This window comes from Enterobacter sichuanensis, from assembly GCF_002939185.1.
Lineage (GTDB): Bacteria > Pseudomonadota > Gammaproteobacteria > Enterobacterales > Enterobacteriaceae > Enterobacter > Enterobacter sichuanensis.
On record NZ_POVL01000052.1, the window covers coordinates 16,522 to 33,024 of the forward strand.

A 16,503-nucleotide genomic window follows, 5' to 3' on the forward strand; every position below is an offset into this window, starting at 1 on the left:
TTTTCTTAACCTGAACGACGACGATTACGCGGCGCGCCACCTGAACGACGCGGACCATTGCCGGAGCGTGGGCGGGTAAGACGCTTAGGCGGCGGCAGTTCGCTTAACAGCGCTTCCGGATTGTATTTGCTCTGCGGAATAGAGTGACCGATGTAAGCCTCAATGGCGGGCAGATTCAGCGCATACTCTTCACACGCAAGGCTAATCGAGTGACCGCTTGCGCCCGCACGACCGGTACGACCGATACGGTGTACATAGTCTTCACAGTCGTCTGGCAGGTCATAGTTGAAGACGTGCGTCACGGCTGGAATGTGCAAACCACGAGCTGCCACGTCGGTTGCGACCAGAATGTCGAGATCGCCACGGGTAAACTCTTCGAGAATACGCAGGCGTTTTTTCTGCGCCACGTCGCCGGTCAACAGACCTACACGGTGACCATCAGCAGCCAGATGGCCCCAGATGTCTTCACAACGATGTTTGGTGTTCGCGAAGATAATGGCGCGATCCGGCCACTCTTCTTCAATCAGCGTTTGCAGCAGACGCATTTTCTCTTCATTGGAAGGATAGAAGAGCTCTTCTTTAATGCGGTGACCCGTTTTCTGCTCCGGCTCCACTTCCACATATTCGGCGTTGTTCATCTGTTCGAACGCCAGTTCGCGTACACGGTAAGAGAGGGTGGCAGAGAACAGCATATTCAGACGCTGGTTGGCCGGCGGCATGCGGCGGAACAGCCAGCGGATGTCTTTAATGAAGCCCAAATCGTACATGCGGTCGGCTTCATCGAGCACTACAACCTGGATGGCACCGAGGTTAATGTGGTTCTGTTTGGCGTAATCGATAAGACGGCCAGTGGTACCGATCAGGATATCCACACCGCTTTCCAGCACTTTCAGCTGCTTATCGTAACCGTCACCGCCATAGGCCAGACCCAGCTTGAGGCCGGTAGCCTGTGCCAGGGGTTCAGCGTCTGCGTGGATCTGTACCGCCAGTTCTCGCGTCGGGGCCATAATTAGCGCGCGCGGCTGGTTAACTTTGCGGTCTGCAATCGCTGGGTGAGAAAGTAAATAATGAAACGTTGACGTCAAAAACGCCATCGTTTTGCCAGTACCGGTTTGCGCCTGCCCTGCAACATCGCGACCGGCCAGCGTCAGCGGCAGGGCGAGGGCCTGAATGGGCGTGCAGTTATGAAAGCCTTTGTTTTCAAGGGCTTCAATCACTTTTGGGTGCAGGGCGAAGTCGGAAAACTTCTGTTCTGTTAAATGTGTTTTGCTCATAGTGTGGTAGAATATCAGCTTACTATTGCTTTACGAAAGCGTATCCGGTGAAATAAAGTCAACCTTTAGTTGGTTAATGCGACATCAACACGTCGTTGGTGGAGACAAAACCAACGTACCAGGCTTATTCCTGTGGAGTTATATATGAGCGATAAAATTATTCACCTGACAGACGACAGTTTTGACACGGACGTACTTAAGGCTGACGGGCTGATCCTCGTCGATTTCTGGGCTGAATGGTGTGGTCCTTGCAAAATGATCGCCCCGATTCTGGATGAGATCGCCGACGAATATCAGGGCAAACTGACCGTTGCCAAGCTGAACATCGACCAGAACCCGGGCACCGCACCAAAATACGGTATCCGTGGTATCCCGACCCTGCTGCTGTTCAAAAACGGCGAAGTGGCGGCGACCAAAGTGGGCGCGCTGTCCAAAGGTCAACTGAAAGAGTTCCTGGACGCTAACCTGGCGTAAGGTTTCTCCGCTGTGCGTCCAGAGCATCTTGCTAAATGATGTGGAACTCTGGACGCCCGGCAGAAGTCGTGCTAAGTTAGCTATGACTTCGTTTTAAACATATCTTGTTGTTTGAATCTTGTTTTACCCGATACTTCCCGTTGTTGACATAAACAGTGCGTGAAGTGGCTAAATTCCGGGCTTGTCACTCAATCCGTCTTGTCGTTTCAGTTCTGCGTTCTTTCCCTGTGACCAGACAGCGAACAGACATGAGTTGATGGCCGCTAAACAGGCATGGATGACCCTGCCATACCATTCACAACATTAAGTTCGAGAATCACCCCGAGTTTAAGAACCCACACCATTATGAATCTTACCGAATTAAAGAATACGCCGGTTTCTGAGCTGATCACTCTCGGCGAAAATATGGGACTGGAAAACCAGGCTCGTATGCGCAAGCAGGACATCATTTTCGCCATCCTGAAGCAGCACGCTAAGAGTGGCGAAGATATCTTTGGCGACGGTGTGCTGGAGATATTGCAAGACGGATTTGGTTTCCTCCGCTCTGCAGACAGCTCCTACCTCGCCGGCCCTGACGACATCTACGTATCCCCCAGCCAAATCCGCCGTTTCAACCTCCGCACTGGTGACACCATTTCAGGTAAGATTCGTCCTCCTAAAGAGGGTGAACGCTACTTTGCGCTGTTGAAAGTCAACGAAGTTAACTTCGACAAACCAGAAAACTCGCGTAATAAGATCCTCTTTGAGAACTTAACGCCGCTGCACGCGAACTCTCGCCTGCGTATGGAGCGTGGTAACGGTTCTACCGAAGACTTAACCGCACGTGTTCTGGATCTGGCCTCACCAATCGGTCGTGGTCAGCGTGGTCTGATTGTGGCACCGCCAAAAGCGGGTAAAACCATGCTGCTGCAGAACATCGCGCAGAGCATTGCTTACAACCACCCTGACTGTGTGCTGATGGTGCTGCTGATTGACGAACGTCCGGAAGAAGTTACCGAGATGCAGCGTCTGGTTAAAGGTGAAGTTGTGGCTTCGACCTTTGACGAACCGGCCTCTCGCCACGTTCAGGTTGCTGAGATGGTGATCGAGAAGGCGAAACGCCTGGTTGAGCACAAGAAAGACGTGATCATCCTGCTCGACTCCATTACGCGTCTGGCGCGTGCCTACAACACCGTGGTCCCGGCTTCCGGTAAAGTACTGACCGGTGGTGTGGATGCTAACGCCCTGCATCGTCCAAAACGCTTCTTCGGTGCTGCACGTAACGTGGAAGAGGGCGGCAGCCTGACGATCATCGCGACAGCGCTGATCGATACCGGCTCCAAAATGGACGAAGTGATTTACGAAGAGTTTAAAGGGACAGGCAACATGGAACTGCACCTTTCTCGTAAGATTGCTGAAAAACGCGTCTTCCCGGCAATCGACTACAACCGTTCTGGTACCCGTAAAGAAGAGCTGCTCACCACCCAGGAAGAGCTGCAGAAAATGTGGATCCTGCGCAAAATCATCCATCCAATGGGTGAAATTGACGCGATGGAGTTCCTCATTAACAAACTGGCGATGACCAAAACCAACGACGATTTCTTCGACATGATGAAACGCTCGTAACGCAAATAAAGCCAGTGAACGCCACGTTTTTACGTGGCGTTTTTCTTTTATGGACTATACGCTAGTACCACCTACTCCCAATTTTGACCGGTCGGTGCGACAATAGGACCGTTTATACAGTCAAAGAAATAATTGATTGAAAAATATACAAAGGGAGTTGTGAGAAGCCACCTTTATTACTTCTGAGGCGGTGGCTTCATGGTTATACTTCCGGGACTAACATTTGTTGAGAGCAATCCATTGTGAATCTACTCACCGTTGTGACTGAGCTAATCAGTATATTTTTATTCACAACCTGTTTTTTGTTCATCGCGCGTAAGGTGGCAAAAAGAATAGGGTTGGTGGACAAACCTAATTTTCGTAAACGTCATCAGGGACTTATTCCTCTTGTAGGAGGGATTTCTGTTTACGCAGGTATCTGTTTCACGTTTGGTATTGCGGATTATTATATTCCACACGCAGCCCTCTATATTGCCTGTGCGGGTGTCCTGGTCCTCGTCGGGGCGCTTGATGACCGGTTCGATATCGCGGTGAAAATACGTGCCACCGTCCAGGCGGCGATTGGCGTGGTGATGATGGTCGTGGGTGGGCTGTACCTGAGAAGCCTCGGTTATGTGTTTGGCCCCTGGGAGTTAGTCCTGGGTCCATTTGGTTTCTTCCTGACGCTCTTTGCCGTCTGGGCAGCTATCAATGCCTTCAACATGGTTGACGGCATTGACGGCCTGCTCGGGGGATTGTCTTCTGTCTCGTTCGCCGCCATCGGCATTATTTTGTGGTTTGATGGCCAGTACAGCCTGGCAATGTGGTGTTTTGCCATGATTGCCGCCATCCTGCCTTATATTCTCCTTAACCTCGGTGCGCTCGGGCGTCGCTATAAAGTCTTTATGGGTGACGCGGGCAGTACGTTGATTGGTTTCACCGTGATCTGGATTTTGCTCGAAACGACGCAGGGCAAAACGCACCCGATCAGTCCGGTCACGGCATTGTGGATCATTGCTATTCCATTAATGGATATGGTGGCGATTATGTATCGCCGTCTGCGTAAAGGGATGAGTCCTTTCTCGCCTGACCGTCAGCATATTCATCATCTCATCATGCGCGCGGGTTTTACTTCTCGTCAGGCATTTGTGCTGATCACCCTGGCCGCTGCTATTCTGGCCGCCATTGGCGTCGCGGCTGAATATGCCCACTTTATTCCTGAATGGGTAATGTTGGTATTATTCTTGCTAGCATTTTTCCTGTACGGCTACTGTATTAAGCGCGCATGGAAAGTGGCGCGATTCATTAAACGTCTGAAACGCAGGATGCGTCGTAACAATGACAAAAACCCAACATTAACTAAGTAAAACCGGGACTATGATGACTCAACCGTTGGCGGGAGCGAAATCAGTGGTAACTGAGAATGAACTGGATATTCGTGGTTTGTTTCGCGTGTTATGGGCAGGCAAACTTTGGATTGCGGGGATCGCACTGGGGTTCGCACTGTTAGCCCTGGCCTACACTTTCTTTGCAAAACAGGAGTGGAGCGCCACGGCAATCACAGACCGACCTACGGTTAACATGCTCGGTGGGTTTTATTCTCAGCAGCAGTTCCTGCGTAACCTGGATATCAAGGCCAATCTGGCGACACCTGACCAGGCTTCTGTTATGGATGAAGCCTATAAAGAGTTTGTGATGCAGCTGGCCTCCTGGGACACGCGTCGCGACTTCTGGTCCCAGACGGATTATTACAAGCAGCGTATGGTGGGTAACAGCAAGGCGGATGCCGCGCTGTTAGATGACCTGATTAACAATATTCAGTTTATGCCGGGCGATGCGCTGCGTAACGTGAATGACAGCGTCAAGCTGATTGCAGAAACCGCGCCGGATGCCAACAACCTGTTGCGCCAGTACGTTGCGTTTGCCAGCCAGCGTGCTGCCAGTCATCTCAATGAAGAGCTGAAAGGCGCCTGGGCGGCCCGTACCATCCAGATGAAGGCGCAGGTAAAACGACAGGAAGAGGTGGCGAAAGCCATTTTCGCTCGCCGCGTACACAATATTGAGCAGGCGCTGAAAATTGCGGAACAGCACAATATTTCCCGCAGCGAAACGGATGTACCGGCTGATGAACTCCCGGATTCTGAAATGTTCCTTCTTGGCCGCCCCATGCTGCAGGCACGTCTGGAAAATCTTCAGGCCGTTGGCCCCGATTTTGACCTCGACTACGATCAAAACCGCGCCATGCTTACTACCCTGAATGTCGGTCCGACGCTGGACCCGCGTTTTCAGACCTATCGTTATTTGAGAACGCCTGAAGAACCTGTAAAACGCGATAGTCCGCGTCGTGCATTCCTGATGATTATGTGGGGGATTGTCGGCGCACTGACGGGCGCTGGCGTGGCGTTAACGCGTCGTCGCACAAACTAAGAACGCCGTCTACGATGAAGGCTATGTATGGCCTTCATCGCTTAATCGAAGAGAATCGATGTGAAAGTACTTACCGTATTTGGCACCAGGCCGGAGGCCATTAAGATGGCACCTCTGGTTCATGCGCTGGCCAGCGATCCTGATATTGAAGCGAAAGTGTGTGTCACTGCCCAACACCGTGAGATGCTCGATCAGGTTTTAACGCTCTTTTCTATCGTCCCGGATTACGATCTTAATATTATGAAACCGGGTCAAGGGCTGACGGAGATAACCTGTCGCATCCTGCAAGAGCTCAAGCCGATCCTGGAGTCATTCAAGCCCGACGTGGTGCTGGTTCACGGCGACACCACCACCACCGTGGCGACAAGCCTGGCGGCGTTTTACCAGCGTATTCCCGTAGGACATGTTGAGGCGGGACTGCGCACCGGCAATCTCTACTCGCCGTGGCCGGAAGAAGCTAACCGCACGCTCACCGGACATCTGGCGATGTACCACTTTGCGCCCACGGAAAATTCCCGTCAGAACCTGCTGCGTGAAAATATCGCTGATAACAAAATCTTCGTGACCGGTAATACGGTCATTGATGCGTTAATTTGGGTACGTGATCGCGTGCTGGCGAACCGCGAACTGCAGGAAGACCTTGCTGCCCGTTATCCCTTCCTGCACAACGGCAAAAAAACCATCCTGGTGACCGGCCACCGCCGCGAAAGCTTTGGCAGGGGCTTTGAGCAGATCTGTCATGCGCTGGCTGAAATTGCTGCGCAGAACGAAGATGTGCAGATCGTTTATCCGGTCCATCTCAACCCTAACGTCAGCGAGCCGGTTAACCGCATTCTGGGCCATGTCGACAATGTACTTCTGATGGAACCGCAGGACTACATGCCGTTTGTCTGGCTGATGAACCATGCCTGGCTGATCCTCACCGATTCCGGTGGGATCCAGGAAGAAGCGCCTTCCCTCGGTAAACCGGTGCTGGTGATGCGTGAAACGACCGAACGCCCGGAGGCCGTTAAAGCGGGAACCGTGCGCCTGGTCGGAACCAGCACGCAGTTGATTGTCGAAGAGGTCACGCGCCTGCTGCACGACGAGGAAGCGTATCAGGCAATGAGCCGGGCCCATAACCCATATGGCGACGGGCAGGCTTGTGGTCGTATTTTGCATGCACTTAAACACAATCGGGTATCGCTATGAGTTTTACTACCATCTCTGTCATTGGTCTTGGCTACATTGGCTTGCCCACCGCGGCGGCGTTTGCCTCTCGTCAAAAACAGGTTGTCGGTGTGGATATCAACACTCGCGCGGTGGAAACCATTAACCGTGGCGAAATTCATATTGTGGAGCCCGATCTCGACCGCGTGGTCAAGGAGGCGGTTGACGGGGGATTCCTGCGCGCCAGTACCACGCCGGTTGAAGCGGATGCGTACCTGATTGCTGTTCCCACGCCATTTAAAGGCGACCATGAACCCGACATGGTCTATGTCGAAGCGGCGGCGAAATCTATCGCGCCTGTGCTGAAGAAAGGGGCGCTGGTGATCCTTGAGTCGACGTCGCCGGTTGGCGCGACCGAGCAGATGGCGCAGTGGCTGGCCGACGCGCGTCCTGATTTAAGCTTCCCGCAACAGGCGGGAGAGCAGGCGGATATCAATATCGCCTACTGTCCGGAGCGCGTACTGCCGGGCCAGGTGATGGTTGAACTGATTAAAAACGACCGCGTGATTGGCGGTATGACGCCCGTGTGTTCTGAACGTGCCAGCGCGCTATACAAGATTTTCCTTGAAGGCGAATGCGTGGTGACCAACTCCCGCACTGCTGAAATGTGCAAGCTGACGGAAAACAGCTTCCGTGACGTTAACATCGCCTTCGCGAATGAACTGTCACTTATTTGCGCCGATCAGGGGATTAACGTCTGGGAGTTGATTCGCCTGGCGAATCGCCATCCGCGTGTCAATATTCTCCAGCCAGGCCCGGGCGTGGGCGGGCACTGCATCGCCGTCGACCCGTGGTTTATCGTGGCGCAGAATCCGGCGCAGGCTCGTCTGATCCGCACCGCGCGTGAAGTGAACGACAGCAAACCGCACTGGGTACTCAACCAGGTCAAAACCACGGTAGCGGATTGTCTGGCAGAGAGCGGCAAGCGCGCCAGCGAGCTGAAAATCGCCTGCTTTGGTCTGGCATTTAAGCCCAACATTGACGACCTGCGCGAAAGCCCGGCAATGGAAATTGCTGAAATGATTGCCGAATGGCACAAAGGCGAAACACTGGTGGTCGAGCCAAATATTCATGAACTGCCGGCAAAACTGGCGGGGCACTGCACGCTGACAGCGCTCGACAATGCCCTGGCGACGGCGGATGTGCTGGTGCTGCTGGTGGATCACAACGAGTTTAAAGCGATCTCCGGCGATGCCGTTCATCAGCAGCATGTGGTTGATACCAAGGGTGTCTGGCGTTGAGCCGCCTGAATGGGGTACTCGAGTCTCTGCAATGGGAGAGTGACTTTTTCAGTCTGCCGTCGGCCATCGTACGACTGCGCGATGATGCGCCGGCACTGACTGAATCGGCATTTACCGCCTGGCAACGGGTACAGGCTAAGATCCCGGCGGACCGTACTGATCTGCTTGATGCGCTCCAGCAGCACGGCTTTAAGCTGGTTGAAGGTGAGGCCGATCTCTCCATTACCCTTACCCGGCACGATGCGCCCGGTGCGGAAATGGCAGCCGAACAGGATATTCCCGTGTTGCGTCAGATGGCGGCCCAGGCGTTTGCGCAGAGCCGCTTTCGCGCGCCCTGGTACGCGCCTGGCGATAGCGGACGGTTTTACGCCCAGTGGGTGGAGAATGCGGTTAAAGGCACGTTTGACCATGTCTGCCTGGTTTTTCGGGCAGGGGACAGTCAGATCCAGGGATTTGTCTCCCTGCGTAAGCTCAACGAGCGCGAGGCGCGGATTGGCTTATTAGCCGGGCGTGGGATGGGTGAGAAACTCATGCAGGCGGCGCTGTACTGGGCGCAGGAGCAAAAACTTGTGACGCTGCGGGTGGCGACCCAGGTGGGCAATACCGCCGCGCTTAAACGATATATTGCGAGTGGTGCCAACATCGACGCCACCGCCTACTGGTTATACAGGTGACAAGATGATTCCATTTAACGCACCACCCGTCGTGGGCACCGAACTCGACTACATGCAGTCTGCTATGGGCAGCGGCAAACTCTGCGGTGATGGTGGGTTTACCCGTCGCTGCCAGCAGTGGATGGAGCAGCGTTTTCACAGCGCTAAAGTATTGCTGACCCCGTCCTGTACGGCATCACTGGAAATGGCGGCCCTGTTGCTGGATATCCAGCCTGGCGATGAAGTCATTATGCCAAGCTATACCTTCGTCTCCACGGCGAACGCGTTTGTCCTGCGCGGGGCGAAAATCGTCTTTGTGGATATCCGTCCGGATACCATGAACATTGATGAAACGCTCATTGAAGCGGCGATCACCGATAAAACGCGCGCGATTGTGCCGGTCCACTATGCGGGCGTAGCCTGCGAAATGGACACCATCATGGCGATTGCCAACAAACATAACCTGTTTGTGGTGGAAGACGCCGCCCAGGGGGTGATGTCCACCTACAAGGGACGCGCGCTGGGCACGATCGGCCATATTGGCTGCTTTAGCTTCCACGAAACCAAAAACTACACCGCTGGCGGTGAGGGCGGCGCGACGCTGATAAACGATCGCGCGCTGGTCGAGCGCGCGGAAGTGATCCGCGAAAAAGGGACCAACCGCAGCCAGTTCTTCCGCGGACAGGTAGACAAATACACATGGCGCGATATCGGCTCAAGTTATCTGATGGCGGATCTGCAGGCGGCATACCTGTGGGCGCAACTGGAAGCCGCGGAGCGTATCAACCTTCAGCGTCTGTCCCTGTGGCAAACCTATTACGACGCGCTGGAGCCTCTGGCGAAAGCCGGGCGCATTGAACTCCCGACCATTCCGGCTGATTGTGTCCACAATGCGCACATGTTCTACATCAAGCTGCGCGATAACGACGATCGCAGCCAGCTCATCGCCTGGCTGAAAGAGGCTGAAATTATGGCGGTGTTCCACTACATTCCGCTGCACTCCAGCCCCGCGGGCGAAGCGTTCGGCATATTTGCGGGTGAAGACCGTTACACGACCAAAGAAAGTGAGCGTTTGCTTCGCCTGCCATTGTTCTACAACCTCGCGCCAGTTAACCAGCGTACGGTGATTAATACCCTTCTGAGCTATTTCGGCTGATATGTCTCTGGCAAAAGCATCGGTGTGGACCGCCGCGTCCACACTTGTAAAAATTGGCGCCGGACTGCTGGTCGTCAAGCTGTTGGCTGTCTCATTTGGCCCGTCAGGTGTCGGGATGGCGGGTAACTTCCGCCAGCTCGTTACCGTCCTTGGGGTGCTGGCCGGTGCCGGGATCTTCAACGGCGTGACCAAATACGTTGCGCAGTATCATGATGATGCGGCACAGCTGCGCCGGGTGGTGGGCACCGCTTCGGCGATGGTCACGGGTTTTTCGACCCTGATGGCGATTGTCTTTCTGCTGGCGGCGGCCCCCATCAGCCAGGGATTATTCGGTCACACCCACTATCAGGGACTGGTGCGTCTGGTTGCGTTGGTGCAGATGGGTATTGCCTGGGCTAACCTGCTGCTGGCGCTGATGAAAGGTTTTCGTGATGCTGCCGGGAACGCCCTTGCGTTAATCCTGGGAAGCGTCATTGGTGTTATTGCCTACTACTTCTGCTATCGCCTCGGTGGCTATGAAGGTGCCCTGCTCGGGCTGGCGCTGGTACCGGCCCTCGTGGTTGTGCCTGCCGCGTTTATGCTGATGCGTCGGGGCGTCATCCCTCTGCGCTACCTGAAACCGCAATGGGACAAGCTGCTTGCCAGCCAGCTGGGTAAATTTACCCTGATGGCGCTCATTACCTCCGTCACGCTGCCCGTGGCCTATGTGATGATGCGAAACCTGCTGGCGGCGCATTATAGCTGGGAGGAGGTCGGGATTTGGCAGGGCGTGAGCAGCATTTCTGACGCCTACCTCCAGTTTATTACGGCTTCCTTTAGCGTTTATTTGCTGCCAACCTTATCGCGTCTGACGTCCAGACAGGATATCACCCGTGAGATTTTCCGATCGCTGCGCTTTGTGTTGCCGGCGGTTGCGGCTGCCAGCTTCACTGTCTGGTTATTGCGTGATGTCGCTATCTGGCTGCTCTTCTCGGCGAAGTTCACCGCCATGCGCGATCTCTTTGCCTGGCAGCTGGTGGGCGATGTACTGAAAGTAGGGGCTTACGTTTTCGGCTACCTGGTGATTGCGAAGGCCTCACTGCGGCTGTATATCCTGGCGGAAATGAGCCAGTTTGTGTTACTGACGTCGTTCTCGCACTGGTTGATACCCGCGCACGGCGCGCTGGGGGCGGCTCAGGCCTATATGGCAACGTATATCGTTTATTTCGCTGCCTGTTGCGGCGTATTTTTATTGTGGCGTAAACGCGCATGACTGCACTGATTCACATCCTGGGATCGGATATCCCACACCATAACCAGACCGTTTTGCGGTTTTTCAACGACGAGCTGGCATCGGGTAATCCCGATGCGCGTGAGTTTATGGTTGCAGGTCAGGATAAGGGCCTGAGCGCAGCATTTCCGGCGCTGAATATGAGCTTCTGGCCGGATAAGGCCACGCTGGCAAAGGCGGTGATTGCCAAAGCCAAAGCGGATCGTGAGCAACGATTCTTCTTCCACGGGCAGTTTAATACCGGCCTGTGGCTGGGGCTTCTCAGCGGGGGGATTAAACCTTCCCAGTGCAGCTGGCATATCTGGGGGGCCGATCTCTACGAAGTCTCCCGCGGCTGGAAATTCCGTCTGTTCTATCCCCTGCGCCGCATGGCCCAGGGGCGGGTGGGCTGCGTTTTTGCTACCCGTGGCGATCTCAACTATTTTGCGAAACAGCATCCGAATGTGCGTGGTGAGCTGCTCTATTTCCCGACCCGCATGGATCCGGCGTTGAACGCCATGGCAAATGACACGGTGCGAGAAGGCAAGCTGACGATCCTGGTGGGGAATTCCGGCGATCGCAGTAACGAACATGTTGCAGCGCTCAGGGCGGTGCATCAGCAGTTTGGCGACACGGTGAAGGTGGTGGTGCCGATGGGTTATCCCGCCAATAACGACGCCTACATTGATGAGGTTCGCCAGCAGGGACTCGCGTTATTCAGCGCGGAGAATTTGCATATTCTGCGGGATAAGCTGGAATTTGAGGAGTATCTCGCGCTGCTGAGAAAATGCGACCTCGGGTATTTCATCTTTGCTCGTCAGCAGGGCATTGGCACGCTGTGTCTGCTTATTCAGGCGGGGATCCCGTGCGTGCTCAACCGCGACAACCCGTTCTGGCAGGACATGGCCGAACAGCATCTTCCGGTCCTGTTTACCACGGATGTGCTTAATGAAGAGGTTGTTCGGGAAGCACAGCGACAGCTGGCGCTGGTGGATAAAAACGCCATCGACTTCTTTAGCCCGAATTACCTCACGCCGTGGCACCGCGCACTGCGTATCGCTGCAGGAGACAAAGCATGAGCCAGTTGCAATTCAGCGGTTTGCTGGTCGTTTGGCTGCTAAGCATCCTGTTTATCGGTACGCTCACCTGGTTCGAATTCCGCCGCGTGCGTTTCAACTTTAACGTGTTCTTCTCGTTATTGTTTCTGCTGACGTTCTTTTTCGGTTTCCCGCTCACCAGCATTCTGGTCTTCCGCTTTGACGTGAGCGTCGCGCCGCCGGAAATTTTGCTCCAGGCGCTTCTGGCAGCGACCTGCTTCTATGCGGTCTACTACGTTACTTATAAAACGCGTCTGCGTTCCGCGCAGGCCGCCGCGCCGCGCCGGGCGCTATTTACCATGAACCGTGTGGAGACCCACCTGACGTGGGTGATGCTGATGAGCATTGCCCTGGTCAGTGTCGGTATCTTCTTCATGCATAACGGCTTCCTGCTGTTTAAGCTTCACTCCTACAGCCAGATTTTTTCTGCCGAAGTATCGGGCGTGGCGTTTAAGCGTTTCTTCTACTTCTTCATCCCGGCGATGCTGGTGATCTTTTTCCTGCGTCAGGACAGCAAAGCGTGGCTGTTCTTCCTGGTCAGTACCGTTGCGTTTGGCATCCTGACCTATATGATTGTGGGCGGTACGCGCGCCAATATCATTATCGCTTTCGCCATCTTCCTGTTTATTGGCATCATCCGCGGCTGGATCTCGCTGTGGATGCTGGTTGCCGCCGGGGTGTTTGGCATTGTGGGGATGTTCTGGCTGGCGCTGAAGCGGTACGGAATGAACGTGGCGGGTGATGAGGCATTTTATACGTTCCTCTACCTTACGCGGGATACGTTCTCGCCGTGGGAAAACCTGGCATTACTGCTGCAAAACTACGACAAGATTGATTTCCAGGGGCTGGCGCCGATTGTTCGCGACTTCTACGTCTTTATCCCTTCCTGGCTATGGCCGGACCGCCCTGGCGTGGTGCTGAATACGGCGAACTACTTTACGTGGGAAGTGCTGAACAACCATTCCGGTCTGGCAATCTCGCCAACGCTGCTCGGTTCCCTGGTGGTGATGGGGGGGGCGTGGTTCATTCTGCCCGGGGCGGTTGCCGTGGGGCTGATTATCAAGTGGTTCGACTGGCTTTACCTGCGTGGCAATGAAGAGACCAACCGCTATAAAGCGGCCATTTTGCACAGTTTCTGCTTCGGTGCCATTTTCAATATGATCGTTCTGGCGCGTGAAGGACTGGATTCGTTTGTTTCGCGCGTGGTGTTCTTCATGGTTGTTTTCGGCGTCTGCCTGTTACTGGCCAAGCTGTTGTACTGGCTGTTTGACAATGCAGGGCTTGTGCACAGGCGCGAGCGTCAGGGCAGCACAACGCTGTCACAAGTCTGAGTAAGGATAGTAATGACTGATAACATTTCTGCACCGCGCTATGCGCTACGTGGTCTGCAGCTGATTGGCTGGCGCGACATGCAGCATGCGCTGGACTTTCTCTTCGCCGACGGCCAGATGAAATCCGGTACGCTGGTCGCCATCAATGCGGAAAAGATGCTGGCGGTGGAGGATAACGCCGAGGTCAGAAGCCTGATTGAAGCGGCGGAGTTTAAGTACGCGGACGGCATCAGCGTGGTTCGCTCCATCCGTAAAAAGTATCCTGACGCTAATGTTTCTCGCGTGGCGGGAGCCGATCTCTGGGAGCAGCTCATGGCTCGCGCCGGCGCGCAGGGCACGCCCGTGTTCCTGATTGGCGGGAAGCCGGAGGTGCTGGCTCAGACTGAGGAGAAACTGCGTCGTCAATGGAATGTGAATATTGTCGGCAGTCAGGATGGTTACTTCAAACCTGAAGCACGGCAGGCCCTGTTTGAGCGCGTTCGTGACAGCGGGGCGAAAATTGTCACCGTGGCGATGGGCTCCCCGCGCCAGGAGATCCTGATGCGTGACTGCCGTCTGGTCTGCCCTGATGCCCTTTATATGGGTGTCGGCGGCACGTATGACGTCTTTACCGGCCACGTTAAGCGTGCGCCTAAGGTTTGGCAAAATCTCGGGCTGGAGTGGCTGTACCGCCTGTTATCGCAACCGACGCGTATTAAACGACAGATCCGTCTGCTTCGCTACCTCGCCTGGCATCACACCGGGAAAATGTAATCAAAATGTAGCGCGATATGCTATTCGCGCTGCAACTCGCCTGCAAAACTGCTGATAATCTGTGCAATGCATTCATTTTTTTAATGCATCGTTTGCCATTTGGCACATTTTAAGAAACCATTCGCTCCGTATTTTAGTCCCCCTAAAAAACAATACCCGGTCTTAAGCCGGGAAACAGCAAACACAATCGAGGATCTATGGCTGAGAAAAAACCGGAGCTACAGCGTGGGCTGGAAGCTCGTCATATTGAACTGATAGCGCTGGGCGGCACTATCGGCGTGGGCCTGTTTATGGGTTCGGCAAGCACGCTCAAATGGGCTGGCCCTTCCGTCTTACTGGCGTACATTATCGCCGGGCTGTTTGTTTTCTTCATTATGCGTTCCATGGGCGAAATGCTCTTCCTGGAACCGGTAACCGGCTCTTTTGCCGTTTATGCACACCGGTATATGAGCCCGTTCTTTGGCTACCTGACGGCCTGGTCATACTGGTTTATGTGGATGGCGGTGGGCATTTCAGAGATCACCGCGATAGGGGTCTACGTTCAGTTCTGGTTCCCGGATATGGCCCAGTGGATACCCGCGCTAATAGCCGTGGGGCTGGTGGCGCTGGCAAACCTGGCCGCCGTACGTCTTTACGGTGAGATCGAGTTCTGGTTTGCAATGATTAAAGTCACCACCATTATCGTGATGATTGTCGTCGGACTGGGCGTGATTTTCTTCGGCTTTGGCAACGGTGGACACGCGATTGGCTTTGGCAATCTGACCGAAAATGGCGGCTTCTTCGCTGGCGGCTGGAAAGGCTTCCTGACGGCGCTGTGTATCGTTGTGGCTTCGTATCAGGGCGTGGAGCTCATCGGGATCACAGCCGGTGAAGCGAAAAACCCACAGGTTACGCTGCGTAGTGCAGTGGGCAAAGTACTGTGGCGTATCCTGATTTTTTATGTGGGCGCGATCTTCGTTATCGTGACCATCTTCCCGTGGAACGAAATTGGCACGACGGGGAGTCCGTTTGTTTTAACCTTCGCCAAAATTGGTATCACGGCGGCGGCAGGTATCATTAACTTTGTGGTCCTGACGGCGGCGCTGTCAGGCTGTAACAGCGGGATGTATAGCTGTGGGCGTATGCTCTATGCGCTCTCGAAGAATAACCAGCTGCCTGCGGCAATGAGCAAAGTCTCACGTGCTGGCGTGCCGGTTGCGGGTGTGGCGGTATCCATTGCTATCCTGCTGATTGGCTCTTGCCTGAATTACATCATCCCGAATCCGCAGCGCGTGTTCGTTTATGTCTACAGTGCCAGCGTACTGCCGGGCATGGTGCCGTGGTTTGTTATCCTCATCAGCCAGCTGCGTTTCCGTCATGCGCATAAAAAGGCGATTGCAAGCCATCCGTTCCGCTCAATACTGTTCCCGTATGCGAACTATTTGACGATGGCGTTCCTGATTTGCGTATTAATCGGAATGTACTTTAATGAAGATACCCGCATGTCGCTGTTTGTCGGGATGATCTTCCTGGCGGCCGTGACGGCGGCGTATAAGCTTTTTGGCCTGGGTCGCCGTGCCACCACGCAGAAAGTGGAGGAATAAGCGGCAAAATGTGCAAACCATAACCAAACGCGCATTTTTTTCAAAAAAGCACTAGACAGCGGGGTCGGAGGTACGTAATATCCAGCCCCGCAACGGCGCTAAGCGCCCGTAGCTCAGCTGGATAGAGCGCTGCCCTCCGGAGGCAGAGGTCTCAGGTTCGAATCCTGTCGGGCGCGCCATTTTAGTCCCGGCGCTAGAGCTGCGGTGGTCTGAGAAGTAGTCAGTACCGCGTGAAAGAATACAGTGGTGGCTATAGCTCAGTTGGTAGAGCCCTGGATTGTGATTCCAGTTGTCGTGGGTTCGAATCCCATTAGCCACCCCATTATTGAAAGAGTTGTGAATTGCGAAGGTGGCGGAATTGGTAGACGCGCTAGCTTCAGGTGTTAGTGTCCTTAGGATGTGGGGGTTCGAGTCCCCCCCCTCGCACCACGACTTTTAAATGAATTGAACTAAAAATTCAAAAAGCAGTACA

Annotated in this window: 14 protein-coding genes and 3 tRNA genes; 16 read left to right on the top strand and 1 reads right to left on the bottom strand. The window is 54.4% G+C overall.

All coding sequences use genetic code 11. The features are described 5' to 3' along the window. Positions 1 to 5: 5 nt before the first annotated feature. Complete coding sequence (gene rhlB / locus C5687_RS19540) at positions 6 to 1,274, bottom strand: ATP-dependent RNA helicase RhlB (RefSeq protein ID WP_025757583.1); 1,269 nt, start codon at positions 1,272 to 1,274, stop codon at positions 6 to 8. Positions 1,275 to 1,418: 144 nt separating this feature from the next. Here rhlB and trxA point away from each other — a divergent pair, with 144 nt between their 5' ends. The 16 genes from trxA (at position 1,419) to C5687_RS19620 (ending at position 16,460) form a co-directional block, all read left to right on the top strand. Continuing rightward, entirely contained in the window at positions 1,419 to 1,748 is a 330-nt protein-coding gene (gene trxA / locus C5687_RS19545) for a thioredoxin TrxA (RefSeq protein WP_006179218.1), read from the top strand. A gap of 345 nt (positions 1,749 to 2,093) precedes the next feature. After that, positions 2,094 to 3,353: a transcription termination factor Rho gene (gene rho, locus C5687_RS19550; protein ID WP_008501566.1), complete on the top strand. Its 1,260-nt coding sequence runs from the start codon at positions 2,094 to 2,096 to the stop codon at positions 3,351 to 3,353. 242 nt (positions 3,354 to 3,595) lie between these two features. Next, positions 3,596 to 4,699 carry a UDP-N-acetylglucosamine--undecaprenyl-phosphate N-acetylglucosaminephosphotransferase gene (gene wecA, locus C5687_RS19555; protein WP_047959702.1) on the top strand — a complete coding sequence of 368 codons (1,104 nt, stop codon included), beginning with the start codon at positions 3,596 to 3,598 and terminating at the stop codon, positions 4,697 to 4,699. 13 nt (positions 4,700 to 4,712) lie between these two features. After that, positions 4,713 to 5,759: an ECA polysaccharide chain length modulation protein gene (gene wzzE / locus C5687_RS19560; protein ID WP_025757579.1), complete on the top strand. Its 1,047-nt coding sequence runs from the start codon at positions 4,713 to 4,715 to the stop codon at positions 5,757 to 5,759. A 60-nt stretch (positions 5,760 to 5,819) separates the two neighbouring features. Further along, entirely contained in the window at positions 5,820 to 6,950 is a 1,131-nt protein-coding gene (gene wecB / locus C5687_RS19565; protein WP_025757578.1) for a non-hydrolyzing UDP-N-acetylglucosamine 2-epimerase, read from the top strand. Continuing rightward, entirely contained in the window at positions 6,947 to 8,209 is a 1,263-nt protein-coding gene (gene wecC, locus C5687_RS19570) for a UDP-N-acetyl-D-mannosamine dehydrogenase (protein ID WP_104557592.1), read from the top strand. The genes wecB and wecC overlap by 4 nt, the downstream gene beginning before the upstream one ends. Next, on the top strand, positions 8,206 to 8,883 hold the full coding sequence (rffC, locus tag C5687_RS19575) for a dTDP-4-amino-4,6-dideoxy-D-galactose acyltransferase (RefSeq protein ID WP_104557593.1): 678 nt from the start codon (positions 8,206 to 8,208) through the stop codon (positions 8,881 to 8,883). The genes wecC and rffC overlap by 4 nt, the downstream gene beginning before the upstream one ends. A gap of 4 nt (positions 8,884 to 8,887) precedes the next feature. Continuing rightward, positions 8,888 to 10,018 carry a dTDP-4-amino-4,6-dideoxygalactose transaminase gene (gene rffA, locus C5687_RS19580; protein ID WP_047959699.1) on the top strand — a complete coding sequence of 377 codons (1,131 nt, stop codon included), beginning with the start codon at positions 8,888 to 8,890 and terminating at the stop codon, positions 10,016 to 10,018. A gap of 1 nt (position 10,019) precedes the next feature. Further along, positions 10,020 to 11,270 carry a lipid III flippase WzxE gene (gene wzxE / locus C5687_RS19585; RefSeq protein WP_045285574.1) on the top strand — a complete coding sequence of 417 codons (1,251 nt, stop codon included), beginning with the start codon at positions 10,020 to 10,022 and terminating at the stop codon, positions 11,268 to 11,270. After that, positions 11,267 to 12,346, top strand: coding sequence for a TDP-N-acetylfucosamine:lipid II N-acetylfucosaminyltransferase (locus tag C5687_RS19590; RefSeq protein WP_095442011.1), 1,080 nt, complete (start codon positions 11,267 to 11,269; stop codon positions 12,344 to 12,346). The genes wzxE and C5687_RS19590 overlap by 4 nt, the downstream gene beginning before the upstream one ends. Then, positions 12,343 to 13,695 (top strand): ECA oligosaccharide polymerase, encoded by a 1,353-nt coding sequence (gene wzyE, locus C5687_RS19595; RefSeq protein WP_095452465.1) that lies wholly within the window; start codon positions 12,343 to 12,345, stop codon positions 13,693 to 13,695. Before C5687_RS19590 ends, wzyE begins: the two co-directional genes overlap by 4 nt. A gap of 12 nt (positions 13,696 to 13,707) precedes the next feature. Next, the gene (gene wecG / locus C5687_RS19600; protein WP_059385459.1) at positions 13,708 to 14,448 is read left to right on the top strand and encodes a lipopolysaccharide N-acetylmannosaminouronosyltransferase; all 741 of its coding nucleotides are present in this window, start codon (positions 13,708 to 13,710) and stop codon (positions 14,446 to 14,448) included. A gap of 197 nt (positions 14,449 to 14,645) precedes the next feature. Next, complete coding sequence (gene thrP, locus C5687_RS19605; RefSeq protein ID WP_095442009.1) at positions 14,646 to 16,031, top strand: bifunctional threonine/serine APC transporter ThrP; 1,386 nt, start codon at positions 14,646 to 14,648, stop codon at positions 16,029 to 16,031. Positions 16,032 to 16,133: 102 nt separating this feature from the next. After that, positions 16,134 to 16,210 (top strand) — tRNA-Arg (locus tag C5687_RS19610). Between the two features lie 67 nt (positions 16,211 to 16,277). Then, positions 16,278 to 16,353, top strand: a tRNA-His gene (locus C5687_RS19615). Between the two features lie 21 nt (positions 16,354 to 16,374). After that, positions 16,375 to 16,460, top strand: a tRNA-Leu gene (locus tag C5687_RS19620). Positions 16,461 to 16,503: the final 43 nt, after the last annotated feature.